The 23,466-nt window shown below is 72.4% G+C and carries 24 protein-coding genes; 7 read left to right on the forward strand and 17 right to left on the reverse strand.

The features are described from left to right. The first annotated feature begins 45 nt into the window (after positions 1-45). A complete protein-coding gene (locus tag ACXJKF_RS18660) occupies positions 46-780 on the forward strand; it encodes a GntR family transcriptional regulator (RefSeq protein WP_456789220.1) in 735 nt (244 codons plus the stop codon). On the opposite strand, the gene ACXJKF_RS18665 is transcribed toward ACXJKF_RS18660, so the two are convergent. Then, positions 781-2,097 (reverse strand): NYN domain-containing protein, encoded by a 1,317-nt coding sequence (locus ACXJKF_RS18665; protein WP_456789221.1) that lies wholly within the window; start codon positions 2,095-2,097, stop codon positions 781-783. It abuts the gene before it with no gap. A gap of 163 nt (positions 2,098-2,260) precedes the next feature. Here ACXJKF_RS18665 and ACXJKF_RS18670 point away from each other — a divergent pair, with 163 nt between their 5' ends. The 3 genes from ACXJKF_RS18670 to ACXJKF_RS18680 all read left to right on the forward strand — a co-directional run bounded on the left by ACXJKF_RS18670 (position 2,261) and on the right by ACXJKF_RS18680 (position 3,468). Next, positions 2,261-2,419: a hypothetical protein gene (locus tag ACXJKF_RS18670; RefSeq protein WP_456789222.1), complete on the forward strand. Its 159-nt coding sequence runs from the start codon at positions 2,261-2,263 to the stop codon at positions 2,417-2,419. Further along, positions 2,416-2,685: an acylphosphatase gene (locus ACXJKF_RS18675; RefSeq protein WP_456789223.1), complete on the forward strand. Its 270-nt coding sequence runs from the start codon at positions 2,416-2,418 to the stop codon at positions 2,683-2,685. The genes ACXJKF_RS18670 and ACXJKF_RS18675 overlap by 4 nt, the downstream gene beginning before the upstream one ends. Positions 2,686-2,877: 192 nt before the next feature. Next, complete coding sequence (locus ACXJKF_RS18680) at positions 2,878-3,468, forward strand: carboxymuconolactone decarboxylase family protein (RefSeq protein WP_456789224.1); 591 nt, start codon at positions 2,878-2,880, stop codon at positions 3,466-3,468. Positions 3,469-3,502: 34 nt separating this feature from the next. On the opposite strand, the gene ACXJKF_RS18685 is transcribed toward ACXJKF_RS18680, so the two are convergent. From ACXJKF_RS18685 to ACXJKF_RS18705, 5 genes are all read right to left on the reverse strand, one after another. After that, on the reverse strand, positions 3,503-4,621 hold the full coding sequence (locus ACXJKF_RS18685; RefSeq protein WP_456789225.1) for a bifunctional 2-methylcitrate synthase/citrate synthase: 1,119 nt from the start codon (positions 4,619-4,621) through the stop codon (positions 3,503-3,505). Positions 4,622-4,716: 95 nt separating this feature from the next. After that, a complete protein-coding gene (prpB, locus tag ACXJKF_RS18690) occupies positions 4,717-5,610 on the reverse strand; it encodes a methylisocitrate lyase (RefSeq protein ID WP_456789226.1) in 894 nt (297 codons plus the stop codon). Then, complete coding sequence (locus ACXJKF_RS18695; RefSeq protein WP_456789227.1) at positions 5,610-7,136, reverse strand: MmgE/PrpD family protein; 1,527 nt, start codon at positions 7,134-7,136, stop codon at positions 5,610-5,612. The genes prpB and ACXJKF_RS18695 overlap by 1 nt, the downstream gene beginning before the upstream one ends. A 28-nt stretch (positions 7,137-7,164) precedes the next feature. Next, positions 7,165-7,884, reverse strand: coding sequence for a 5'-methylthioadenosine/S-adenosylhomocysteine nucleosidase (gene mtnN, locus ACXJKF_RS18700; RefSeq protein WP_456789228.1), 720 nt, complete (start codon positions 7,882-7,884; stop codon positions 7,165-7,167). Further along, positions 7,881-8,333, reverse strand: coding sequence for an S-ribosylhomocysteine lyase (locus tag ACXJKF_RS18705; protein ID WP_456789243.1), 453 nt, complete (start codon positions 8,331-8,333; stop codon positions 7,881-7,883). Before ACXJKF_RS18705 ends, mtnN begins: the two co-directional genes overlap by 4 nt. Positions 8,334-8,432: 99 nt before the next feature. Here ACXJKF_RS18705 and ACXJKF_RS18710 point away from each other — a divergent pair, with 99 nt between their 5' ends. Further along, the gene (locus ACXJKF_RS18710) at positions 8,433-8,900 is read left to right on the forward strand and encodes an NUDIX hydrolase (RefSeq protein ID WP_456789229.1); all 468 of its coding nucleotides are present in this window, start codon (positions 8,433-8,435) and stop codon (positions 8,898-8,900) included. A 1-nt stretch (position 8,901) separates the two neighbouring features. Here the strand turns inward: ACXJKF_RS18710 and ACXJKF_RS18715 are convergent, their stop codons facing one another. The 3 genes from ACXJKF_RS18715 to ACXJKF_RS18725 are packed head-to-tail and all read right to left on the reverse strand — an operon-like array spanning position 8,902 to position 11,534. Continuing rightward, positions 8,902-9,939 (reverse strand): NAD(P)/FAD-dependent oxidoreductase, encoded by a 1,038-nt coding sequence (locus ACXJKF_RS18715; RefSeq protein WP_456789230.1) that lies wholly within the window; start codon positions 9,937-9,939, stop codon positions 8,902-8,904. After that, complete coding sequence (locus ACXJKF_RS18720; protein WP_456789231.1) at positions 9,936-10,460, reverse strand: isoprenylcysteine carboxyl methyltransferase family protein; 525 nt, start codon at positions 10,458-10,460, stop codon at positions 9,936-9,938. Before ACXJKF_RS18720 ends, ACXJKF_RS18715 begins: the two co-directional genes overlap by 4 nt. Further along, the gene (locus ACXJKF_RS18725) at positions 10,461-11,534 is read right to left on the reverse strand and encodes a type III polyketide synthase (RefSeq protein ID WP_456789232.1); all 1,074 of its coding nucleotides are present in this window, start codon (positions 11,532-11,534) and stop codon (positions 10,461-10,463) included. A 102-nt stretch (positions 11,535-11,636) separates the two neighbouring features. Here ACXJKF_RS18725 and ACXJKF_RS18730 point away from each other — a divergent pair, with 102 nt between their 5' ends. Further along, positions 11,637-12,479 carry a UbiA family prenyltransferase gene (locus ACXJKF_RS18730; RefSeq protein ID WP_456789233.1) on the forward strand — a complete coding sequence of 281 codons (843 nt, stop codon included), beginning with the start codon at positions 11,637-11,639 and terminating at the stop codon, positions 12,477-12,479. Positions 12,480-12,537: 58 nt separating this feature from the next. Next, the gene (locus ACXJKF_RS18735) at positions 12,538-13,416 is read left to right on the forward strand and encodes an LLM class F420-dependent oxidoreductase (RefSeq protein ID WP_456789234.1); all 879 of its coding nucleotides are present in this window, start codon (positions 12,538-12,540) and stop codon (positions 13,414-13,416) included. Positions 13,417-13,457: 41 nt separating this feature from the next. Here the strand turns inward: ACXJKF_RS18735 and ACXJKF_RS18740 are convergent, their stop codons facing one another. From ACXJKF_RS18740 to ACXJKF_RS18775, 8 genes are all read right to left on the reverse strand, one after another. Continuing rightward, on the reverse strand, positions 13,458-13,931 hold the full coding sequence (locus tag ACXJKF_RS18740) for a VOC family protein (RefSeq protein WP_456789235.1): 474 nt from the start codon (positions 13,929-13,931) through the stop codon (positions 13,458-13,460). 105 nt (positions 13,932-14,036) lie between these two features. Next, positions 14,037-16,145: a LuxR C-terminal-related transcriptional regulator gene (locus ACXJKF_RS18745; RefSeq protein WP_456789236.1), complete on the reverse strand. Its 2,109-nt coding sequence runs from the start codon at positions 16,143-16,145 to the stop codon at positions 14,037-14,039. A 128-nt stretch (positions 16,146-16,273) separates the two neighbouring features. Further along, positions 16,274-17,554, reverse strand: a complete 1,281-nt coding sequence (locus tag ACXJKF_RS18750) for an NAD(P)/FAD-dependent oxidoreductase (RefSeq protein WP_456789237.1) — start codon at positions 17,552-17,554, stop codon at positions 16,274-16,276. Beyond that, a complete protein-coding gene (locus ACXJKF_RS18755) occupies positions 17,551-19,419 on the reverse strand; it encodes a glycoside hydrolase family 15 protein (RefSeq protein WP_456789238.1) in 1,869 nt (622 codons plus the stop codon). Before ACXJKF_RS18755 ends, ACXJKF_RS18750 begins: the two co-directional genes overlap by 4 nt. A 19-nt stretch (positions 19,420-19,438) precedes the next feature. Beyond that, a complete protein-coding gene (locus ACXJKF_RS18760; RefSeq protein ID WP_456789239.1) occupies positions 19,439-20,989 on the reverse strand; it encodes a GMC oxidoreductase in 1,551 nt (516 codons plus the stop codon). A 10-nt stretch (positions 20,990-20,999) separates the two neighbouring features. Continuing rightward, on the reverse strand, positions 21,000-21,767 hold the full coding sequence (locus ACXJKF_RS18765) for a glucose 1-dehydrogenase (protein ID WP_456789240.1): 768 nt from the start codon (positions 21,765-21,767) through the stop codon (positions 21,000-21,002). Continuing rightward, on the reverse strand, positions 21,764-22,819 hold the full coding sequence (cydB, locus tag ACXJKF_RS18770) for a cytochrome d ubiquinol oxidase subunit II (protein WP_456789241.1): 1,056 nt from the start codon (positions 22,817-22,819) through the stop codon (positions 21,764-21,766). The genes ACXJKF_RS18765 and cydB overlap by 4 nt, the downstream gene beginning before the upstream one ends. Positions 22,820-22,830: 11 nt before the next feature. Beyond that, the coding region (locus ACXJKF_RS18775; RefSeq protein WP_456789242.1) for a cytochrome ubiquinol oxidase subunit I at positions 22,831-23,466 on the reverse strand (636 nt) is incomplete at its 5' end.

A 23,466-nucleotide genomic window follows, 5' to 3' on the forward strand; every position in this document is an offset into this window, starting at 1 on the left:
CTCATGCACGACCAGGCAGGCGAGATCCGTGAAACCCTGTGCCCCATGACGGACGTCCTGCAGCGCGAGTCGGCGGTGCCGCTCTACGCGCAGCTCGAGCAGATCCTGCACACCCGGATCACCAGCGGCGAGTGGCTGCCGGGCCAGCGCATCCCGTCCGAGAACGAGCTCAACAAGATCTACGGCCTGAGCCGGATGACCGTTCGGGGCGTCCTGACCAAGCTCGTCGGCGACGGCCTGCTGGTCCGCGTGCCGGGCAAGGGCACCTACGTCGCGACGCCCAAGATCAACGCGGTCTCGCCGGCCTACCGGGGGGTGCGCGAGCAGCTCGAGGGCCTCGGCTACGAGACGTCCACCCGGCTGGTCTCGGTCGGGCTCGAGACGCCGTCGTCCGGGGTCCGCGAACGCCTCGCGCTCGGCGAGGGTGACGAGACGTACGTGATCGTCCGCGTCCGCTCCGTCCAGGGGGAGCCGATCAGCCTGCACCGCTCCTACGTGCCGGCCCGCCTGGCGCCCGGTCTGGACGGGCACGACGTCGTCGCCAACCAGCTCTGCGTCGTCCTCGAGGAGCACTACGGCCTGCCCATGAAGCGCGTCCACGAAGAGCTCGAGGCCGTCGCCGTCAGCACGGAGGACGCCAAGCACCTGGGAATGCGGCGCGGCGAACCGGCCCTCCAGCTGCAGGACGTGATCTCCGACGCGCTGTCCCGCCCGTTCGAGTACTCGTCGATCGTCTTCCGCGGCGACCGCATGCGCCTGCGCTTCGACTACGACCGCTAGTCAGCCCTCCAGCAGGCCGCCGCCCACCCAGGAGCGGATCGCCGCGACGTCGCCGGTGCTCATCTGCATCCGCGCGCCCCGGCACAGCCCGACGACGTTGTCGGCCCACGCCGTCGCAAGGTCGCGCGCAGTGACCGACGACGTGAGCCGCAGCCCGGCGAAGATGATGCCGCCGATGACGAAGTTGACGGTCGAGCGGCCGATCTTGGCGCCCGCCTTCTGGCACGCGTCGCGCACGCGTCGGGAGGTCTCGGCACGGTCGAACGGCTGGGCCGCGAGGTCGGCCGCGAGCGCCGTGAGCAGGACGCGGTAGGTGGACTGGCTGAGGCCGGGCGTGTCGGTGACCGCGACCACCTGGTTCTGCAGCGCGCTGGGAGCCGTGTCCGTGGCGGCACCCGGCAGGTCCGCCTCACCGAACCGCGTGGTGTCCCACACCCAGCCCGGCGGACGCGACGAGACGCCGACCTCGGGGACGACCTTCGCCAGCCAGGGCAGGAACCCACCGGAGCCCGCCCACCGCGTCTCCGGCAGGGACGGCTCGGTCTTCTGCGCCAGCTGCGCGACGGTGCCCAGCGGCACCGGGCGGTCGGCCGTCTGCACGCGCTGGAGCACGGCCTTGCGCGCCGCGGAGGTGGCCGGCGGTGCGGCGACGGCGGGCTCCGGCGCCGCCTTCTTGGCGCGGGCGGGCGGCGTCGTGGCCGCGGGCGGCTCCACGACGACGGAGGGCTCGACGACCACGTTCTCGACCGGCAGCGCCGACGCCGTGTGCGTCACCAGGTCCGCCAGCTGGTCGGCCGTGATGACGGAGTCGGCGACGGCCCGGTACGCGCTCGCAGCAGGACTGGCGGTCATGATCGTGACCCGACGGTCGGCCGCGCGGCAGCGCAGGGCCAGGGGAGTGAAGTCGGCGTCGGCGGACACGATGACGAACTCCTCGTAGTGCGTCGGCGCGTCAAGCGCGTCGACGGCGTCGAGGACGAGGTTGATGTCGGCGCTGCTCTTGCCCTGCTGCGTCAGCGACGGGCAGTCGACCACCTGGAAGCCGGCGCGCGTGAAGTTGGGGCGGAACTGCGAGAACCGCGACGGGTTCAGGTAGCACGCACGGATGAGGAACCGCCGCGTGAAGTCGCCCTCGGAGTCGGTCCCGGACTCCAGCTCGCCGAGCCAGTGGGCCGGGTTGGTGGCGAACGCCTCCGCGGCCACGGGGTCGAGGCGCTGCAGCCCGATGTAGACGTTGTCGAAGTCGACGAACAGGGCGGTCCGGAAGCGCCGGACGGTGTCGGCTCGGTCGGCAGGGGTCACGCTCGGGGAAGTCACCCGCCCATCCTCCCTGGTGCAGCGACCGGTCGGGTACCCGACCCACGTGTCCCGCACCACCGGCAGCCCCGGATCCGTCGGCTCGCCGGTCCAGGCGACGTGCCCGCCGCCCAGGTCGTCCGGGTGGGTCGCCGGAGGCAACCCCGACGGCCACACTGGGCGGATGCACCTCCTGACCGGCGCAGGGCGGCGGGGCTCCGCCGCCTGCACCGAGCACCTGCGGGTCCCCGACCTCAGCGTCGGCACCTACGTCGCCGAGGACCTGCACGTGCTCGTCGTCTTCGGGCCGGCCGAGCACAGCAACGCCGGGGACGCGACGTGATCCGCCGGCACCTCGTCGTCCGTGGGACGGTGCAGGGCGTCGGCTACCGGTGGTCGCTGTCGCGTGAGGCGCGCCGGCTCGGCGTGCACGGCTGGGTGCGCAACCGGGCCGACGGAGCTGTCGAGGCCGTGGCCGAAGGCCCTGACGAGGCGGTCGCGGCACTCGTCGCCTGGTGCCGGTCCGGCCCAGGGGGTGCCCAGGTCTCGAGCATCGACGTCGTCGACGAGGCGCCGGAGGGTCTGACGGGGTTCGAGATCGAGCCGTGAGCCGTCAGCGGACCCAGACCCGCAGCGGCCCGACGGGCTCGAACCCGACGCGACCGGGGGAGCGCCGTGACGCAGGACGGTGGGCAGACCCGCGGACCGGCAGACGAGGTTGCACCACACAGCGTTGTTCGCGACGGCAACGACGATCCGCCGTGCTCGACGCCGACGGACCGGCACCGCCATGATCGGCCCATGAGCTGGATCCAGGACGCCACGCCGGACGACGACCCCACGGGCGAGGTGACGGAGGCGTTCGAGAAGGACAGGTCGTCCCTGGGCCACGTCGCCAACTACACGCGGGTCTTCGCGCACCGACCCGCCGTCCTGCGGGCGTGGCAGGGCCTGAACGGGGCGATCAAGGGCATGGACCCGCGGCGCTACGAGGTGGCCACGACCGCGGCGGCGCTCCGGCTGCGGTCCAGCTACTGCGCGCTGGCGCACGGGAAGGTCCTGGCGAGCGCGCACATGAGCCCGGACGCGGTGCGCGCGCTCGCGGACGGCGAGGACTCGCCCGAGCTGACCGAGGTCGACCAGGCGGTCGCCCGGCTGGCCGGCAAGGTCGCCGCGGGTGCGGCGGACATGCACCCGACCGACCTCGACGAGCTGCGCGCCCTCGGGTGGACGGACGACGAGGTCCTCGACGTGGTGCTCGCCGCAGCCGCGCGGTGCTTCTTCAGCACGGTCCTGGAGGCGGTGGGCGCGGAACCGGACGCTGCCTACCGGGTGCTGGACGCGCCCATGCGGGAGGCCCTCACCGTCGGGCGACCGATCGCCTCGACCTGACCCGCACGGCGTCCGTACCGTTCCGTCGTGTCGGCTATGGGACGTCTCGCCGCGCCGGGCCCACGTACTGGCTCAGCGGACGGATCAGCGAGTTCGCACCCAGCTGCTCCATCACGTGCGCCGTCCAGCCGGTGATCCGGCTGGCGACGAACAGTGGCGTGAACGTCGGGGTGTCGAAGCCCATGAGGTGGTACGCAGGCCCGGTGGGGTAGTCGAGGTTGGGCAGGATGTTCTTGCGCTCGGTCATCGCGGACTCCAGCGCGTCGTACAGGTCGAGCATGTCCTGCCGGTCGTAGTGCTCGACCAGGCTCACCAGCGACTCGCGCATCGTCGGCACGCGGGAGTCGCCGTGCTTGTAGACGCGGTGGCCGAAGCCCATGATCTTGCGCTTGCTCTCCAGGGCGTCGTCGAGCCATGCGGCCGCGCGGTCCGCGGTGCCGATCTCGGTGAACGTGGCCATGACCGCCTCGTTGGCGCCGCCGTGCAGCGGACCCTTGAGCGCGCCGACCGCGCCGGTGACCGCGGAGTGCAGGTCGGACAGAGTCGAGGCGATGACGCGCGCCGTGAACGTCGAGGCGTTGAACGAGTGCTCGGCGTACAGCACCATCGACACCTCGAACGCCTTCACGACGACGGGGTCCGGCACCTCGCCGAACGTGACGTGCAGGAAGTTCTCCGCGAACCCCAGGTCGTCGCGCGGAGCCACCGGGTCCTGCCCGCGGCGGCGGCGCTGGTCGAGCGCCACGACGCCCGGCAGCTGCGCGAGCAGCCGCACCGACTTGGCCAGGTTCGCCTCGCGCGACGAGTCCTCGGCCGTCGGGTCGTGGGCGCCCAGCACGCTCACCGCCGTGCGCACCACGTCCATCGGATGGCACGTGGTGGGCAGCGACAGGACCGCGGCGACCACGTCGTCGTCCAGCGCGCGCTGCGAGCGTTCGTCCTGCTGCAGCTGCCCCAGCTCGTCAGGGGTGGGCAGCTCGCCGTGCCACAGCAGGTACGCGACCTGCTCGAACGAGCACTTCGCCGCGAGCTGCTGGACGGGATAGCCGCGGTACAGCAGCGAGTTGCTCGCGGCGTCGACCGAGGAGACCTCGGTGGTGTCGACGACCACGCCGGCGAGGCCCTTGTGGATCTGGACGTCGGACTCGGTCATGCGGGGTGCCTCCATCGTCGTTGACGGATCGGGACGTCCGAGGATGTGCGCGCTCGGGCGGCCACTTCCTCGGACGCTGTGCCTGCCAGAAGAGCTCAGAGCCTGAAGTTGAACACGTTGTCGTCGAACTGACCGTAGGCCTCGTAGTCCAGCAGGTCGTAGAGCTCGGCGCGCGTCTGCATGCGGCCCAGCAGGGACTCCTGGGTGCCCTCGGTGCGGATGGTGTCGAGCCCCGCCATCGTGGCCCCCATGGCCAGCCGGAGCAGCGTGACCGGGTAGATGACGATGTTCATGCCGATGTCCTCGAGCTGGCGCGCGGTCAGCAGCTCGCCCTTGCCGAACTCGGTCATGTTGGCCAGCAGCGGCACGTCGACCGCCGCGCGCATCGCCGCGAACTCGTCGGCGCTGGCGAGGGCCTCGGGGAACACCGCGTCGGCGCCGGCGTCGACCAGTGCCTTGGCCCGGTCGATCGCCACCGCGAGGCCGTCGACCGCCCGGATGTCGGTGCGGGCGATGATGAGGAAGTTCGGGTCCCGGCGACCGTCGACGGCCGCCCGGATGCGCTTGAGCGCGGTGTCGTCGTCGACCACGGCCTTGCCGTCGAGGTGCCCGCAGCGCTTCGGGTTGACCTGGTCCTCGATGTGGCAGCCGGCGAGCCCGGCGTCCTCGAGGCCCTGGACGGTGCGCGCCACGTTCATGGGCTCACCGAACCCGGTGTCCGCGTCGACGATCGCGGGCAGGCCGGTCATCCGCGCGATCTGCCCGGCGCGCTGCGTGACCTCCGTGGCGGTCGTCAGGCCGATGTCCGGCAGGCCCAGGTCGGCGGCGAGCACGGCCCCGGACACGTAGACGCCGTCGAAGCCCTTGGCCTCGATCAGCCGCGCGGACAGCGGGTTGAACGCGCCGGGCAGCCGCAGCAGCCGCCCGGACGCGAGCGCGTCGCGCAGGGCGACCCTCTTGTCGGCGGGCGTCGTCGTCGCGTAGAGCATCAGAACAGTCCTTCCGGCGTGCTGACCGTGTCGAGCAGCCCCGCGGGGGCGACGACCGTGAGGCCGGCGAGCTCGTCGGCGGTCAGCGACGGCAGCCGCTGTGCGACGTCGAGGAACCGCTCGATCTCGTCCTGCGCGAGCACCCCGGCCGCGAGCGACCGGAACTTGGCCACGTACTGCTCGCGGGCGAACGGCCGGGCGCCCAGCGGATGGGCGTCGGCCACGGCGAGCTCCGCGACGACGACCTCGCCGCCGGTGGTGGTGATCTCGACGCGGCCGCCGAACGCCTTCTGCGCGGGGTCGCTCGAGTGGTACCGCTCGGTCCACGCGGGGTCCTCGGTCGTGGTGACCTTCTGCCACAGCTCGACGGTGTCCGCCCGGGCGGCCCGGTCGGGGGCGTAGGACGCGACGTGGTCCCAGGTCCCGTCCTGCAGCGCGACCGTGAAGATGTACGGGATCGAGTGGTCGAGCGTCTCGCGCGACGCCGTCGGGTCGTACTTCTGCGGGTCGTTCGCGCCGGAGCCGATCACGTAGTGCGTGTGGTGCGAGGTGTGGATGACGATCGACGCCACGTTGTGCGGGTTGGTCAGGTCCGGACGGTCGTGGTGCAGGCCGCGCGCCAGGTCGATGAGGGCCTGCGACTGGTACTCCGCCGAGTGCTCCTTGGTGTACGTGTCGAGGATCGCGCGCTTGGCCTCGCCGGGGGCGGGCAGCGGCACGTCGTACGCGGCGTCGGGGCCGTCCAGCAGCCACGCGATGACGCCGTCCTCGCCCTCGTAGATGGGCGTCGGCGACGTCTCGCCGCGCATCGCCCGGTCCACGGCCTCGATGGCGACCTTGCCCGCGAACGCCGGGGCGTAGGCCTTCCACGACGAGATCTCGCCCTTGCGCGACTGCCGCGTGGCCGTCGTCGTGTGCAGCGCCTGGCCGACCGCGTGGAAGATCACCTCGGGCGGCAGGTCGAGCAGCGTGCCCAGACCGGCGGCCACCGACGGGCCCAGGTGGGCGACGTGGTCGATCTTGTGCGCGTGCAGGCTGATCGCACGGACCAGGTCGACCTGGATCTCGTAGCCCGTGGCGATCGCGCGGACCAGTGCGGCCCCGTCGCGACCGGTGTGCTGCGCGACCGCGACGATGGGCGGGATGTTGTCGCCCGGGTGCGAGTAGTCGGCCGCGAGGAACGTGTCGTGGTAGTCGAGCTCGCGGACCGCGACCCCGTTGGCCCACGCCGCCCACTCCGGCGAGACCCGCGTCCCCGGCTCGACCCCGGAGACCGTCGCCCCGTGGCGAGAGCCCGCGTACGGGTGCGCGAGCGCCTGCGCGCGGGCCGTCGACGGGGGAGTGCGCGTCAGGGACGCGACCGTGACGGCCGCGTTGTCGATCACGCGGTTGATGATCATGTCCACCACGTCGTCCGGGACCTCGACGGGGTCGGCGGCGACCTGCGCGATGGCCCAGGCCAGCTGGTCGGTGCGCGCCAGGCGGTCGGCGCTCGGGTGCACGCGCACGGCGTGGTTCTGGGTCATCGGGTCGCTTCCTGGTGAGAGGGGACGGTCAGCGTGCGTGGGCCATGTCGCCGACGGCCAGCCGTCGGAGCACCTCGATGACGACGGCCGCGGATCGCTCCGCCGCGTCGTCCACGTGCGTGAGGAAGTCCGCTCCCGCCACCGGGCCGCACAGGTCGGAGATGCCGCGGACCGACAGGAACGGCACGCCGTACAGGTGCGCGGTGTGGGCGAGGGCCGCCGACTCCATGTCGGTCGCCATCGCCGCCGGGAACGCCGCACGGATCCGGTCGATACGGCTGCCGTCGATGAACGCGTCGCCGGACAGGATGGTGCCGGTCAGGACGCGCAGGTCGACGGACGCGGTCACGGCGGCGTCGTGCAGGATCTGCTCGGCCTCGTACACCTCGGGCATGCCCGGGACCTGGCCCAGCTCGTAGCCGAACGCGCGCGCGTCGGCACCGGAGTACAGGTACTCCGAGCCCACCACGACGTCCCCCACCCGCACGTCGAGCCCGACGCCGCCCGCGCTGCCGGCGCTGATGACGGCGCGCGGGTGCGTTCCCTGGATGGCGACGGCGGCGGCCGTGGCGGAGTTCACCAGGCCGATCCCGCACTGGACCAGCAGGACCTGCCGGCCGCAGACGGTGAGGAGGCGGTGCTCGGCGTGACCCATCGCGGTGGGGTCCCCGACGACGTCGGCCAGCGCGAGGAACGCGGCCGACTCGTCGGGCATCGCGGTGACGATGACCGCGTCGACGGCGATCATGCGGTGACGGTCGCCCACTCGTCGCGGGCGGCCAGGAACGTCTTCGCCGCCTCCTGGGCACCCGCGAGCGTGTGGTTGGCGCCCCACCCGCACTGGACCTCGTTGGCGGCCGGCACCTCGGTGGCGGTCGTGATGTCCGTGAGCGTGTCCTGGACCAGGCCCAGCACGTCGTCGTAGGCCCACTCGCCCTGCAGGATCAGGTAGAACCCCGTCTGGCAGCCCATCGGGGAGAAGTCGATGACGCGCTCCGAGTGGTTGCGGGAGTGCTCCGCGAAGAGGTGCTCGAGGGAGTGAACCGTCGGCATCTCGAGGTGCGCCACGTTCGGCTGCGTGAACCGGACGTCGTACTTCTGGATCACGTCCCCGGCGGGCAGCTGCTTGGTGTCGGCCAGGCGCACGTACGGCGCGGCGACGGTCCGGTGGTCGAGGTTGAACGACTCGACGTTCATGCGGGGCTGGTTCACGGCTCAGGTCCTTCTCGATCGGCGACGGACCATTGTCTCCCGTGCGCGCCCGACCGCCGAACGCGGGTCACCTACGATCGGGCCGTGCCGATCCCCGAGTTCATCCTGACCCTGCGTGCCGCGGTCGGTCACGGCGACCTGTGGTTGATGGGCGTGACCGCCGTCGTCGTCCGGGAGGACGAGGTCCTGCTGGTCAAGCGCGCGGACGACGGCTCCTGGACGCCCGTGACGGGGATCATCGACCCGGGCGAGGAGCCTGCCGTGGCGGGCGCTCGAGAGGTGCTGGAGGAGGCGTCGGTCGTCGCGGTCGCGGAGCGGCTGACGTGGGTGCACGTGCTGCCGCCGATGGTCTACGATAACGGGGACCGCGCGCAGTACCTCGACCACACGTTCCGGTTCCGCTACGTGTCCGGGGAGCCGTTCCCGGCGGACGGCGAGAACACCGAGGCGGGCTGGTTCGGCCTCGACGCGCTGCCGCCGATGTCGGACGAGATGCACGCACGGATCGCGAGCGCGCTGGCTCCTGCCGGGCCGGCCGAGTTCGTGTCCTGACTCAGCGCGCGAGGCGTTCCACCACGGCGCCGTACAGGCCGGGTGCTGTGACGGCCAGCGGCACGATGCCGCTGCGCAGGGGCGACCCGGCGGCGGCGAGCAGGCCGCGCGTGAGCACCCGGTAGTCGCGGGTGGCGGCGGTCCACGCCTTCTCGTAGGCCGCGTTGGAGCGGCGGACGTCGTCGCCGAGCGTGGCGACGGCGGCGTGCGCCTGCGCGAGCCCGACGCGTACCCCCTCGCCGGTCAGGGCGTCGACGTAGCCCGACGCGTCCCCGACGAGGCGCACGCGCCCGGCCGTGCGGCGCTGGCTGCGCTGGTAGAGCGGGCCGGCACCGCGCGCGGGACCGAGCCGGTCGGCATCGCCGAGGCGGCCGCGCAGGGCGACGAACGAGTCGAGCGTCCGGTCGTAGTCGTGGTGAGCGGGGCCCAGCAGCGCGACGCCGACGACGTCGTCGGCCACCGGGGTGACGTACGCCTCGACGGACCGCCCCCAGTGCACCTCGACCAGGTCGGTCCACGGTGCCACCCGGCAGTGTCGGCGCCCCCCGAGGCGGCGGGCCCGCGCACGCTGGTGCGTCGCCAGGTCGACCTGTCGACGCACGGTCGAGTGCAGGCCGTCACAGGCGAGGAGCCAGCGTCCCCGGAGCCCCGCGCACCAGACGGAGGACCCGTCCTGGTCGACCGCGCCGGCCCGGCCGGGGACGACGACGGCGCCCAGCTCCTGGGCGCGCCGGGCGAGGGCGGCGTGCAGCACGGTCCGCCGGACACCACGCCCGGGTGACTCCGTGAAGAGGTGGTCCGCGGTGCGCGCGCCGCGCACGTACCGGATCCCCGTGAGGGTGTGGCCGGCGGGATCGACACCGAGGCGGGCGAGGGCGGCGACCGCGCCCGGCATCAGGCCCTCGCCGCACGCCTTGTCCACGGGGGTGGCGCGCGGCTCGACGACGATGACGGACAACCCGGCGAGCCGACCCTCGATGGCCGCGGCGAGGCCGATCGGTCCGCCGCCGATGACCAGCAGGTCGGCGTCGGGGGTCATGCCGCGGCCGGGCTGACGGAACGGAGCGCGCGCTCCTCCGTCGGGATCCGGAAGCCGAGCAGGAGCACGGCGTTGAGCACGGTGAACGCGATCGCGGTGACCCACGCGGTGTGCACCAGGGGGAGGGCGGCACCCTCGACGGCGACGGCGACGTAGTTCGGGTGGCTCAGCCAGCGGTACGGGCCGCGGCGGACCAGGGCGACACCCGGCACGACGATGACCCGGGTGCTCCACTGGTTGCCGAGCGTCCCGATGCACCACCAGCGCAGCGCGTTCGCGGCGAGGACGAACGCCAGCGCGGTCCACCCCAGGGCGGGGACGAACGGCCGGTCCGCCACGTGCACCTCGACCACGCACGCGACGAGCAGCCCGGTGTGCAGCGCGACCATCGGCGGGTAGTGCCGCTTGCCCGTCTCGATGCCACCGTGCGCGAACGCCCAGGTCACGTGCCGTTGGGAGACGATCAGCTCGGCCAGGCGCTCGAACGCGACGACGACGATCAGCCAGTCGTACCAGCTCACCTACGACTCCTCGGGCCAGCGCAGCAGGACGGTCTCGGTGCACACCCCGGGACCGACGGCGAACAGCACACCGGCAGACCCGGGGATCTGCCCCCCGGTCGCCAGCTCGTCGGCGAGCACGTGCAGGACCCCCGACGACGACAGGTTGCCGACGCGCGCCAGGGACCGCCAGCTCGCCGCGAACGCCTCGTCGGGCAGCTCGAGCGCGCTCGCCGCGGCACGCAGGATGCGCGGTCCGCCGGTGTGCGCCACCCACGTGCCGACGTCCGCGACCTTGAGGCCGTGCGCGGCGAGCAGGTCGGCGACCCCGGGGCCCAGGTTCTGCTCGACGATGTCCGCCAGGCTCGCGGCGAGCACGATCCGGAAGCCGCTGCCGCCGATGTCCCAGCCGAGCACGTCCGTGGTGCCGGGGACCAGGTCGCTGCGCGAGTCGACCACGTCGACGCCGGCGGGCACGTCGTCCACCCGGTCGCTGCCCACCATGACGACGGCCGTGGCGCCGTCGCCGAACAGCCCGCTGGAGACGATGTTCGCCATCGAGTCGTCACCGTGCTGCAGCGTCAGCGAGCACAGCTCGACCGACACGAGCAGCGCGACGTCCTGCGGGTGGCCCTGCAGGTGGTCGCGCACCCGGGCGATGCCTGCGGCCCCCGCGACGCACCCGAGCCCGAACACCGGGACCCGCTTGACGTCCGGGCGCAGCCCGAGCCGCTCGACCAGGAGCACGTCGAGCGACGGGGTCGCGATGCCGGTGATGGTCGTGACGAGCAGGTAGTCGACGTCCTGCGCGCCCAGCCCGGCCGCGTCGAGCGCCTGCCGGCACGCCTGCGCCGCCAGCGACGTCCCCTCGCGGATGAACGTGTCGTTCGCGACCGTGAAGCTGGTCAGGTCGGCGTACTGGTCGAGGGGCAGCGCCAGGTGGCGGGTCTCGATGCCGGTGGCCGCGTGGATCCGCTCGATCGTCGCCAGGCGGCGAGGGTCCGAGGTGAGCAGCGGGGCGATCGCGGCGGTGATCTCGCTCTGGGCGTGCGCGTGGCGGGGAAGGACGGGGGCAATTGCGGCGATGCGCGCCATCCGGGCATCGTGCCACGCGGTCGCACGTCCGGCACGCGTCCTGGGTGTCGCGCCGAACCTTCACCCACCTGCGACGATGGCGCGTCGAGACGGAGGTGGCACGTGGGGACGAGACTGCGGCAGTCGCTCGTCGTCGACCTCGCGCTCGCATGCCACCCGGGCCCGGCCGTCGCGGTGACCGTGTTCGCGATCGCGATGGCCGCGGGTGCCGACGCGCCCCCGTCGACGACGGCCCTGGTCGGTGCCGCGGTCCTGGCCGGTCAGCTCTCCGTCGGCTGGTCCAACGACTGGATCGACGCGGACCGGGACGCGGCGGTCGGTCGCACCGACAAGCCCGTGGGCGCGGGGCGGCTCGCGGTGGGGACGGTCCGCGCCGCGGCGCTGGTCGCGGCCGCGTCGTGCGTGGTGCTCTCGCTGGCGCTCGGCTGGCGCCCGGGCGTGGTGCACCTGGCGACGGTCGCCTCCGCCTGGGCCTACAACGTCCGGCTCAAGAGCACCGTCTGGTCGTGGGCGCCCTACGCGTTCTCGTTCGGGTTCCTGCCGCTGGCGATCGCGCTGGCGCTGCCCGGCTCGCCGGTCGCCGCCTGGTGGGCCATGGCGGCGGGCGCCCTCCTCGGGATCGGCGCGCACGGGGCGAACGTGGTGCCGGACCTCCAGGACGACCAGGCCACCGGGGTCCGCGGCCTCCCGCACCGGGTGGGCGGGACCGCGACGAGCATCGGGACGGCCCTGGCGCTGGTCGGTGCGACGCTCCTGGTCGTCCTGGCACCTCCTGGCCCACCACGAGCGGCGGCCGCGGCGGTGCTCGTCGCCGCCGTCGGCCTGACCATCGTGGGGACGGTGCTCGCGCTCGGCGGTGGTCGCCACCGCCTGCCGTTCGCGTTCGCCATCGCGGTCGCCGCGGTCGACGTGGTCCTGCTGGTCCTGTCCGACTGGGTCGCTTGACTTCGAGCGCACTCGAAGCGGCAGGGTGGCCGGACACCCCCAGCCGAAGGAGCCCCTCGTGCGCGTTGGCGTCCACCTCTACCGTTTCGACTCCGTCGAGCCCGCCGCGCTGCGCCAGGAGCTGGCCGACGCGGCCCGCGCCGCCGAGGACGCCGGGGTCGCCTGGGTGTCCGTGATGGACCACTACTTCCAGATGGTCGCGGCCGGCTTCCCGGCCGAGGACCCGATGCTCGAGGCGTACACCACGCTCGGCTACCTCGCGGGTGTCACGTCGGACGTGCAGCTGGGCGTGCTGGTCACGGGCGTGACCTACCGGCACCCAGGGCTGCTGGCGAAGATCCACGCCACCCTCGACGTGCTCTCCGGCGGCCGCGCCACGCTCGGCATCGGAGCCGCCTGGTACGAGGAGGAGCACCGCGCGATGGGGGTGCCGTACCCGCCGCTGTCCGAGCGGTTCGAGCGCCTCGAGGAGACCCTGCAGATCTGCCGGCAGATGTGGGACCCGACCAACGACGGACCCTACGACGGCACGCACTACCAGCTGGCCCAGACCCTGTGCTCGCCGCAGCCGCTGACCCGGCCCGAGATCCTCGTCGGCGGCTCCGGCGAGCGCAAGACCCTACGCCTGGTCGCCCAGTACGCGGACGCGTGCAACCTGTTCACCTCCACGCCCGACGAGGTCGCGCACAAGCTCGAGGTCCTGCGCGCCCACTGTGCGGACCTCGGCCGGGACCCGGCCGAGATCCGCGTGACCATGCTGTCCCGCGGCGAGCGGCTGCTCGCCGGGGACGTCGACGGGTTCGTCGAGGAGATGCGCGCCTACGACGCCCTCGGCGTGGAGTCCGTGATCCTCACCCCGGCGGACACGAGCCTGTCGGCGTGGGTCAAGGACACGGTCGCCCCCGCGGTCCCGCGCCTGGCCCAGCTGGGCCGGTAACCCGAAGACTTCGTCCTGCTGGGCAGGACGACGTCTTCTGGCTACGCCGTCGCGTCCGCCGCCGCGTGCAGGGCCGCCACGTCGATCTTGTTCATCGTGAGCATCGCGTTCATCGCGCGGCTGGCGCGGCCGGGGTCCGGGTCGCCCAGCAGCTCCGGGAGCGCAGCGGGGACGACCTGCCAGGACAGGCCCCAGCGGTCCTTGAGCCAGCCGCACCGGCCCGGCTCGCCACCGTCGGCGATCAGCGCGTCCCAGACGCGGTCGCACTCGGCCTGGTCGGGGACGGAGACGGCGAACGAGAACGCCTCCGTGAACGGGAACGCCGGCCCGCCGTTGAGGGCCTGGACCTCCTGGCCGTCCAGCACCATGCTCACGGTCAGCGCGGTCCCGGCCTGCGGGGCGCCCTCGGGGTACCGGGCGACCGACAGGATGCGCGAGTTGGGGAAGATCTCGACGTAGCGCTCGGCGGCCTGCTCGGCCTGGTCGTCGAACCACAGGAACGGGCTGATGCTCATCGCGGTGCCTCCGGAGTGTGTGACGCGAAGCCTGGTGCCCTGCGTCCCTTCGTGAGGTGGTCGGAGCCGCCCCGACGATCTCGACATCGACCGCGGGACGAGTTCCTACGGGCCGTCCAGCACCTCCCAGCGCGCCACGGCCTCGTTGCGCGAGGACACGCCGAGCTTGCGGTACGTCGAGATCGCCTGCGTCTTGACGGTGTTGCGGGAGATGCCGAGGCGTTCGGCGATCAGGGGGAACGTGAGGTGCGTCGCCAGGAGCGGCAGCAGCCGGACCTCGGCGGGCGTGAGGGTGTCGGGTCGGCGGCGGCTCACCGTCTCCTGCAGGACGGCGACGAGCGTCGCGGCACGGTCCGGCAGGTCGCCGAGCCCCGGCCTGCGGCGCACGATCTCCTCTGCCTGCCGCGCGGTCGCGGTGGCGCTGTGATGGTCGCCCAGGGCGAGCGACGCCTGGGCCGTCGCCAGGAGGGCCTGCGCGGAGACGACCGGCAAGGCGTACGTGAGCAGCGGACTCAGGGCCAGGGCGCGCCGGGTGTGCTCGACGGCCTCCGAGCGCAGGCCGAGGTGCACAGCGACGCGGGCGGCCCAGGCGAACACGAGCGCACTCGACCAGTAGGAGCCGTAGTCGCCGTCGGTGACGATGGACGTCGCTCGGCGCACAGCGCTCTCGGCCGACGACCAGTCGCCCCGCTCGACCGCGATCGACGCCCTCTCGCACAGGACCATCGCAAGAAGCGGGCCGATGCCCGCCACCTCGGCGGCCTCCTGCGCCTCGACGAAGAGGTCGTCGGCGTGGTCGAGGTCGCCGTCGAGCAGATCCGCGAGCGCCTCGGTGTGGCGCATCGTGGCGCGCAGCGGACTCGCGGGTGACAACCCCTCCCACGCGACGCGTGCGTCGCGGCGCATCTGTGCCGTGCCGTGCCGCGCCTCGATCGCTTTCAGGTATGCGAGCGTCCCCTCGACCGTGCTGCCGTCGGAGAGCGTGCCGGTCGCGGGCACCCCCTTCGCGATCGCGGACCACCACTCGGCACGGCCGGGCTCGCCGACCAGCGCGAAGATGAGCGCTGCGTGCGCCGCGATCGCCGGGAAGGCGCGGACGTCGTCCGCCTCCTCGAGCCACGACATCCACCGGTGGACGGAGTCGATGCCACCGCTGGCCCAGGTGCGCTGCGACCAGGCGAGGACGAGCCGCGTGAGCTCGGCGACGTCGCCCGCCAGGTGCGCGTGCTCGATCGCCTGGTCGGGGACGTCGGCGTCGGCGTACCAGCGGGCGGCACGACGGTGGAGCTCGGGCACCAGCGTGGGCTCCTTGCGGTGCAGCTCGGCGCTCAGCAGGTCGCGCAGGAGCGGGTGGCACCGGTAGCGGTCGCCGTCGCGGCCCACCTGCTGGATGACCCCGTGCGCCGCCAGGTGCTCCAGCGCCGCGCCGGAGGAGCGCGCCCGCAGCACCGCGTCGCACAGCGGTCCGGACAGCTCGTCGAGGATCGCGCAGCGCACCAGGAGCGTGGTGTCACGACCCCGGAGGCCGGCGAGCACCTCGGTGCGCAGGTACTCGCGCATGAACACGTCGTCGCCCGTGAACGTCCGGGTGCCGTCCGCGCGCAGCGCCATCCCCGCGAGCGAGACCGCGACCGGCCAGCCCTCGGTACGACCGAGCAGCTCGTCCGTCGCGGTGGGCGAGAGGGTGATCCCGGACCGTGCCAGCACCTGGGCGGTCTCGTCGGGGTCGAAGGACAGCTCGGCGGGGCCGAGCTCCAGCAGGTCGCCTGCGGCGCGCAGGCGCGCGATCGGCAGGCGGGGTCGCGCCCGGGAGGTGAAGCCCACCCGCCACGTGTCCGGCAGTCGGTCGATGACGTCGGTCAGCACGTTGAGGCTCGCCGCCGAGGTCATCGCCTCGACGCCGTCGACCAGCAGCGTGCTCGCGGGGGAGGGGGCAAGGGCCCGGACGAGGCCCGCGACGGTGACGATGCCCGGTCCCGCACCGGCTGCGCTGCCGATCGCTGCCAGGAGGGTGGCGGGGTCGTTGTCGGCTTCGGTGCAGGTGTGCCACACCGCTGCGCCGGCCAACCGGTCCGCCCACTGGCCGAGCACCGCCGACTTGCCGAAGCCGGGACCGGCGACGATCGCGACGACCCGCGCGGGTGAGTCGACGAGGGCGTCGACCAGCTCACCGCGGGCGACCAGCCCGACCCCGGCGCGATGCCGGCGCACCACGGGGTGCTCCGGGCCCTGCGGGATCGCCGACTGCCGCTCAGCGGCGGATGAACCGTGCAAAACGGGACGTTCCCCCACGTCGAGCACGCTACCGGTCTCCGGGCGCAGCACAAGGGTGCCTGGACGGGTCAGCGTCCCAGGTCGATGTGGGGTACGTCGTCGGTGTCGTCGCCCCACGCGATCCGGCGCGGTGCGTCGTGCGACTCGACGGTCGCCGCGTGGTCGCGGTCGAAGTAGTCCCAGGCCCAGCTGAGGAACGCGTCGGTGCGGCTGTGCACGCCGCTCAGGAGCATCGCGTGCACCCCGAGCCAGGCGGCGAACGCGATCGGGCCGTCGACCTCGTGGCGGTGGGCGCCGACCTCGGCGACGGCGGCGTTGCGGCCGATCATCGCCATGATGCCCTTGTCCTTGTAGTGGAACGGCGCGAGGTCGTCGCCCTGCGTGGACCGCAGGATGTTCTGCGCCGCCCACCGTCCCGACTGCTGCGCGACCGACCCGAGCTGGGGATAGGCGCTCGCGCCCGAGGGGATGTTCGCCACGTCGCCGACCGCCCAGACCCCGGGGTACCCCTCGACCCTGAGGTCCGGGCGGACGTCGATCCGCCCCCCGCGTCCCGTCGCCGCGCCGGCGGCCTGCGCGATGGTGGCGGCGGACTCCCCACCGGCCCAGATGACGGTCCGGGTGGGCAGGCGGGTGCCGTCGTCGAGCTCGACGGCGTCCACGAAGACCTCCTTGACGCCGGCGCCCAGGCGAAGATCGACACCGGCCTTCTCGAGGTGCTTGTGGGCGTACTCCTGCGCGCGCGTCGAGAACTGGCCGAGCACCGCGTGCCCGCGGTCGACCAGGTGCACCCGGGCGTCGGCGGGCATCCGGCCGTGCGCCTGCAGCGCGGCGACGAGCTCGGCGAGGGCGCCGGAGACCTCGACGCCCGTGGGTCCGCCGCCGACGACGACCACGTCGCGGGACCCGGTGTCGCCCACGAGGGCCTCCTCGACCAGGGCGCGGTGGTGCAGGCGCAGGCGTTCGGCATCGGCGACCGAGTACAGCGGGAACGCGTGCTCCGCCGCGCCCGGGATGCCGAAGAAGTTCGGCTGCGCGCCCGCGGCGAGGACGAGGTGCTCGGCCGTCAGCGACGTCCCGTCGTCGAGAACGAGCGTGCGGTCGGCGAGCGACGCCGACGCGACGGCCCCGAGGACGACGTCGACGCTCGGCACGTCCGCGAAGATCGTGCGCAGCGGGCGCGCGACGTCCTCGGCAGGCAGCTGCGACGTGGCCACCTGGTAGAGCAGGGGCTGGAACTGGTGGTAGTCCGTGCGGTCCACCAGCGTCGTGCGGATCCCCGCCTCGCCGAGGGTCTGCGCCGCGGCGACGCCCGCCAGGCCGCCACCGAGAACCAGCACATCGGTCACAGCGACATCTCCTCGACGCGCTCGGCGAGGATGATCCGTGCCGCGGCCTCGATGAGGGCGAGGTGCGAGAACGCCTGGGGGACGTTGCCCAGGTGCCGCGCGGCGTCCACCTCGTACTCCTCGGCGTACAGCCCGAACGGTGAGGCGATCCGCAGCAGGCGCTCCATCAGGTCGAGCGCGCGCTGCTTCTCGCCGACCACCATGAGCGCCGAGACCAGCCAGAACGAGCAGATGACGAACGTGCCCTCCTTGCCGGACATCCCGTCGTCGGTCTCGTCGGTCTTGTACCGCAGCACGAACCCGTTCTCGGAGAGCTCGTCGGCGATGGCCAGGACGCTGGCGTGCAGCCGCTCGTCGGTCCCGGGCAGGAGGCCGAAGTGCGCCGCGAGGAGGTTCGACGCGTCCAGCGCATCGGTCTCATAGTGCTGGCGCAGCACGCCGCGGTCGCTGACCCCGTGCTCCAGGATGTCGGCCTTGATCTCCTCGGCGATGGCGCCCCAGCGCGCCTCCAGGTCGGGCTCGCCCCGGATGCCCGCCAGCTGGGCGGCGCGGTCCATCGCGACCCAGCACATGATCTTCGAGGAGACGTAGTGCTGCGGCTTGCCCCGGGCCTCCCAGATGCCCTGGTCGGGCTCCTGCCAGATCGCGGCCGCGCACTCCGCCTGCGCCTTCACGACGGGCCACAGCCGCGCCGGCAGCCGGTCGCTGCGCCGGGTGTGCAGCAGGATCGAGTCCAGCACCGCGCCGAAGACGTCGTTCTGCTTCTGGTCGAAGGCGCCGTTGCCGAGGCGGACGGGTCGCGCGCCCTGGTACCCGGTCAGCTCGTCGCGCGTCGTCTCCGTGAGGTCACGCCGCCCGTCGATGCCGTACATGATCTGCAGCCCACCGTCCTCGTTGGGCTCGATGTCCGCGACGAACTGCATGAACTCGTCGGCCTCCCAGTCCAGCAGCAGGTAGTGCAGGGCCTGCAGCGTGAAGGTGGAGTCGCGCATCCAGGTGTAGCGGTAGTCCCAGTTGCGCTCACCCCCGGGGGTCTCGGGCAGCGACGTCGTCAGCGCCGCGACCGTCGCGCCGGTGGGCATGTAGGTCAGGCCCTTGATGACCAGCGCCGACCGCTCGACGTAGGGGCGCAGCCGGTGGTCAGGCATGCGGGCGCGTCCCAGCCACCGTCGCCAGAAGTCGCGGGTCGCGGCGATCCGTGACACGGCGTCCGCCGCGTCGGCCGGGCCGTCGAGCGAGGTGGCCCAGGACAGCGAGCAGAACACGGTCTCGCCGGCGGAGATCGAGTGCCGGCCCTGGAGCGCGTCGCCGTCGACCCCGAGCGCCAGGTCGGTGTGGAGACGCATCGACACGCCCGCGCCGGTGATGTCGGCCGTGTGCGCGCCCGGGGCCTCGAGCGACCACGGCTGCCGCGTCCGGCCGTAGTCGAAGGCCGGGTCGCACAGGAGCTCCATCTGCACGGACCCGTCCAGGCACGTCGCCGTGCGCACCAGCAGGTGCTCGGCGTCGTCGTCGGCAGGTGGCCTGGTGTGGGGAGTCGTCTCGTCGGGGCCCGTGCGCGGGGCCATCGTGAGTGCGTCGCGGACCTCGACCCACCCCGACGGCGTGTGCCAGGTGGTGACCAGGACGTTGGTTCCCGGGTCGTAGGCGCGCGACGTCGGCACGTTGATCCCGTACGGCGCGAACCGGAAGTAGCCGGCACCCCGGTCCAGGAGGCTGCCGAACACGCTCGGGCTGTCGAACCGGGGCACGCACAGCCAGTCGACCGACCCGTCCGGAGCCACGAGCGCCCCGGTGTGGCAGTCGGACAGAAAGGCGTACTCGGCGATCGGCGGGAACGGCGACGCGGGGCTGTTCGAGTCCACGTGATCCTCCTGGGTGCGGTCAGGCGAGCCGGGCGAGCAGGTGGTCGCCCACGCGCAGGGCGTTCGCCATAGCGGTGAGCGCGGGGTTCACGGCGCCGATGCTGGGGAAGAAGCTGGTGTCGACGACGTACAGGTTGTCCACCTCGTGCGTCCGGCAGTCGCGGTCGAGCACCGACGTCGTGGGGTCGTCGCCGAACCGGACCGTGCCGGCCTGGTGCGCGCACCCCGCGACGGGGATGTCGTTCTTCATGTACAGGTCCCGGGGGACCAGGTGGTGCGGGTGCATGCCGAGGTGCCCGAGGTTGTGCTTGACGCGGCTGTACAGCTCGTCGAGCGGCTGCCGGTTGTTCGGCGTGTACGTCAGCACGATGTCGCCGTGGTTGCCGAGGGTCACGCGGTTGTCGGGGTCGGGGAGGTCCTCGGCCGACAGCCAGAAGTCGACCGCGTGCTCCGCCACCTCCTCGAGCGCGAACAGCGGCGCGAGCTTCGCGATGGGCTTCTCGCCGCGGTACATCGGTGCGGACGACTTGCCGACCATCTGCACGTTGCCCATGGGGAACGCGAAGTGCTCGTCGCCGAAGTAGTAGTCGTTGACCCCGAGCGTCTTCTGGAACCGGGTGTCGTTGCGCTCGATCGAGATCGCCAGGAACGCCCGGCTGTTGTGGAACATGTAGTGGCGACCGACGTGGTCGGACCCGTTGGCCAGGCCGTTCGGGTGCCGGTCGTTGGCGCTCTGGAGCAGCAGCTTCGCGGAGTTCGCCGCACCCGCCGAGACGACGACCACGTCGCCCGAGAACCGCTCCTCGACGCCGTCGACGTCCGCCACGACGGACGTGACCGTGCGACCGGAGTCGTCGGTCTCGAGCCGGCGGACCTCGGCGTTGCGGACGAGCGTGACGTTCGGGTGCAGCACCGCGGGGCGGACCGCGATCACCTCGGCGTCGGACTTGGCGTGCAGGAGGCACGCGAACCCGTCGCACGTCGCGGACCGGATGCACGGGCTGTAGGCGGGGTTCGCCTCGTCGAGCATGATGCCCGAGGGGGAGTGGAACGGGTGCAGCCCGATCGCCGACATGTCGTCGAACAGCCGCTGGATGCGCGGCTCGTGCGAGACGGGGGGATACGGGTACGGGCCGCTCGACGGCGGTTCGGTGGGGTCCTCTCCGCGCGCGCCGTGCACCTGGTAGAGCTCCTCGGCCTGCGTGTAGTACGGCTCGAACTCGTCGTACGCGACCGGCCACGCAGGCGAGATGCCGCCGTGGTGCTGGAGCTCCCCGAAGTCCCGCTCCCGCAGCCGGTAGAGCGCGGCACCGTAGAACTTCGTCGCGCCGCCCACGTTGTAGTGCACCTGCGGCTGGAACGCCTTGCCCTCGTGGTCGTACCAGGTGTCCTTGGAGACGTACCGGTTCTTGACGAAGGTCTCCGTCGCGTCCCAGTTCTGGGGCTCGCGCGGGAGCCAGTCGCCGCGCTCGAGGATGAGGACCTTCTTCCCCGACGGGGCGAGCCGGTGCGCGAGGGTCCCGCCGCCGGCGCCGGACCCGATGATGACGACGTCGTAGTGCTCGGTCATCTCGTCCGCCTCACAGACCGGGGCTGCTGTGCATGATGCCGCCGTCGGCGAAGACCGTCGTGGCGGTGAGGTAGGTCGCGCCGTCACCGGCGAGGAAGGCGACCAGGCTGGCGATCTCCTCGGGCTCGGCCATCCGGCCCAGCGGGATCGCCGCGTCGAGGGTCTTCATCTTCTCGGGGTCGTTCATGGTCGAGGTGTTGATGGGCGTCGCGACGGCGCCCGGTCCGACGCCGACGACCTGCACGCCCTGCGGTCCCAGCTCGACGCCCGCCGTCCGGGTGAGCATCCGCATGCCGCCCTTCGACAGGCAGTACGCGGTGTTCCCTGGCATCGGCCAGTCCTCGTGCACCGAGGTCATGTTGATGATCCGGCCGCCGGTGCCCTGCTTGATCATCTGCTTGGCAGCGATCTGGGTGCCGAAGAACGCGCTCTTGAGGTTGATGTCCATGACGCGCTGGTACTGCTCCTCGGTGGTGTCGAGGACCGACGTGCGCGTCTCGATGCCCGCGTTGTTGACCATGATGTCGAGCCGGCCGAACGCCTCGACCGTCCGGGCGACGAGCCTCTCCAGGTCGGCGACCTTGCTGACGTCGGCGTCGACCCCGATGGCCTGGTCGCCGAGGGCGTGCACCTGCCGCTCCAGCTCCTCGGTGGCCTCCGGGTGGGCGACGAAGTCGATGACGATGTTCGCCCCCGCCTCCGCGAGCGCAAGGACGACGGCCTTGCCGATGCCGCTGTTGCCGCCCGTGACGATGGCCACTTTCCCGTGCAGGCTCATGTGAGTGCTCCTTCGTCGAGGGGTGCGGACGGACCCGAGGCCGGGTCCGGTGGTTCAGCCGTCGGCGGGCCCACGACACGTCGGCGGAAGACGAAGTACGACCAGCCCTGGTAGAGCAGGATCAGCGGCACCAGCACGAGCGCGACGACCGTCATGACCTTGAGCGCGTACGGCCCGGACGCGGTGCTCGTCACGGTCAGGCTGTCGGCCGCCGACGTGCTGGAGACCAGGACGTTCGGGTAGAGGTTGGCGAACAGGGTCACGACCGTCAGGGCGATCGCGACGGCCGTGGCGGTGAAGGCCCAGCCGTCCCGATGTGCCCGCACCAGCAGCGCGGCGGCGAGGACCGCGACGACCGCGAGCACGGGCGGCACGGTGCCGCGCAGCGCGGGGGCGCCGGACACGGCGGGGGTCGCGACGGCGAACGCGAGCAGCAGCAGGACCGCCGGCACCAGCGCGACGTTCGCGGCGCGCTGCGCCCGGGTGCGCACATGCTCCGTGGTGCGCATGGCGAGGAACGTGGCCCCGTGCAGGACGCACAGCGCGGTGAGCGTGAGCCCGACGAGCAGGCCGTAGCCGGTGACCGTGTCGGTGACCGAGCCCGTGAACTCCTCGGTGGAGTCGACGGGCAGGCCCGCGAGCAGGTTGCCGAGCGCCACCCCCAGCAGCAGGGGGCACAGCAGGCTGCCGAGCGTCAGGCTCCACGACCACGTCTGGTGCCACCGTGTCGCTTCCATCCGACCGCGGAACTCGAACGAGACGCCGCGGGCGATGAGCGCCACGAGGAGCAGGACGAGCGGCAGGTACATCGCCGAGAACCACGTGGCGTACCAGCCGGGGAAGGCGGCGAAGATGCCCGCCGCCCCGACGATCAGCCACACCTCGTTGCCGTCCCAGAAAGGTCCGATGGAGTTGATCGCGACGCGCTGCTCCGTGTCGGTGCGGCCCACCACCTTGTGGAGCATGCCGACGCCGAAGTCGAACCCTTCCAGGACGAAGAAGCCGGTCCAGAGGAACGCGATGATCACGAACCACAGGTCAGGCAGGGTCATCGGACACCTCCTCAGAACGTCAGGGCGGGGACGCGGGGCTGGTCGTCGTCGACGTGCTCCTCGGGTTCCTCGAGCTCGAGGCCGCGGCGCGCGTACCGCATCATCAGGAACACGTTGACGGCGCCGAGGAGCAGGAAGATGCCGTAGAAGACGGCGATGCTGATGATCAGCTCGGTCCTCCCGACGGACGTCGAGACGCCGTCCTTGGTGAGCATCAGGCCTTGGACGATCCAGGGCTGGCGACCGTTCTCGGTGAGCATCCAGCCGGCCGTGTTCATCAGGAACGGGAAGGCGACGGCCCACGTCGCGACGAACAGGAACGCCCGAGCGGTGGGTAGTCGTCGTCGCCAGACGAGCCACAGGCCCCACAGGGCCACGAGCGCCGCCAGCGAGCCGAGGTAGGCCATGACGCGCATCGACCAGTACTGGATGAACACGTTCGGCACGTAGTCGCCGGGGCCGTACTCCTCCTGGTACTGGGCGTTCAGCTCGTTCATGCCCTGCACCTCGCCGTTCCAGGTCCCCGTCGCGAGGATGGACAGCAGGTGGGGGATCTCGATGATCTTGGTGGGGTTCTGGTCGTTGTTCCCGCCGCCGATCTGGAACGCGGAGAACGAGCAGGGCTGGCACGTCTCCCACTGCCCCTC

The organism is Cellulomonas sp. P5_C5 (genome assembly GCF_054049655.1).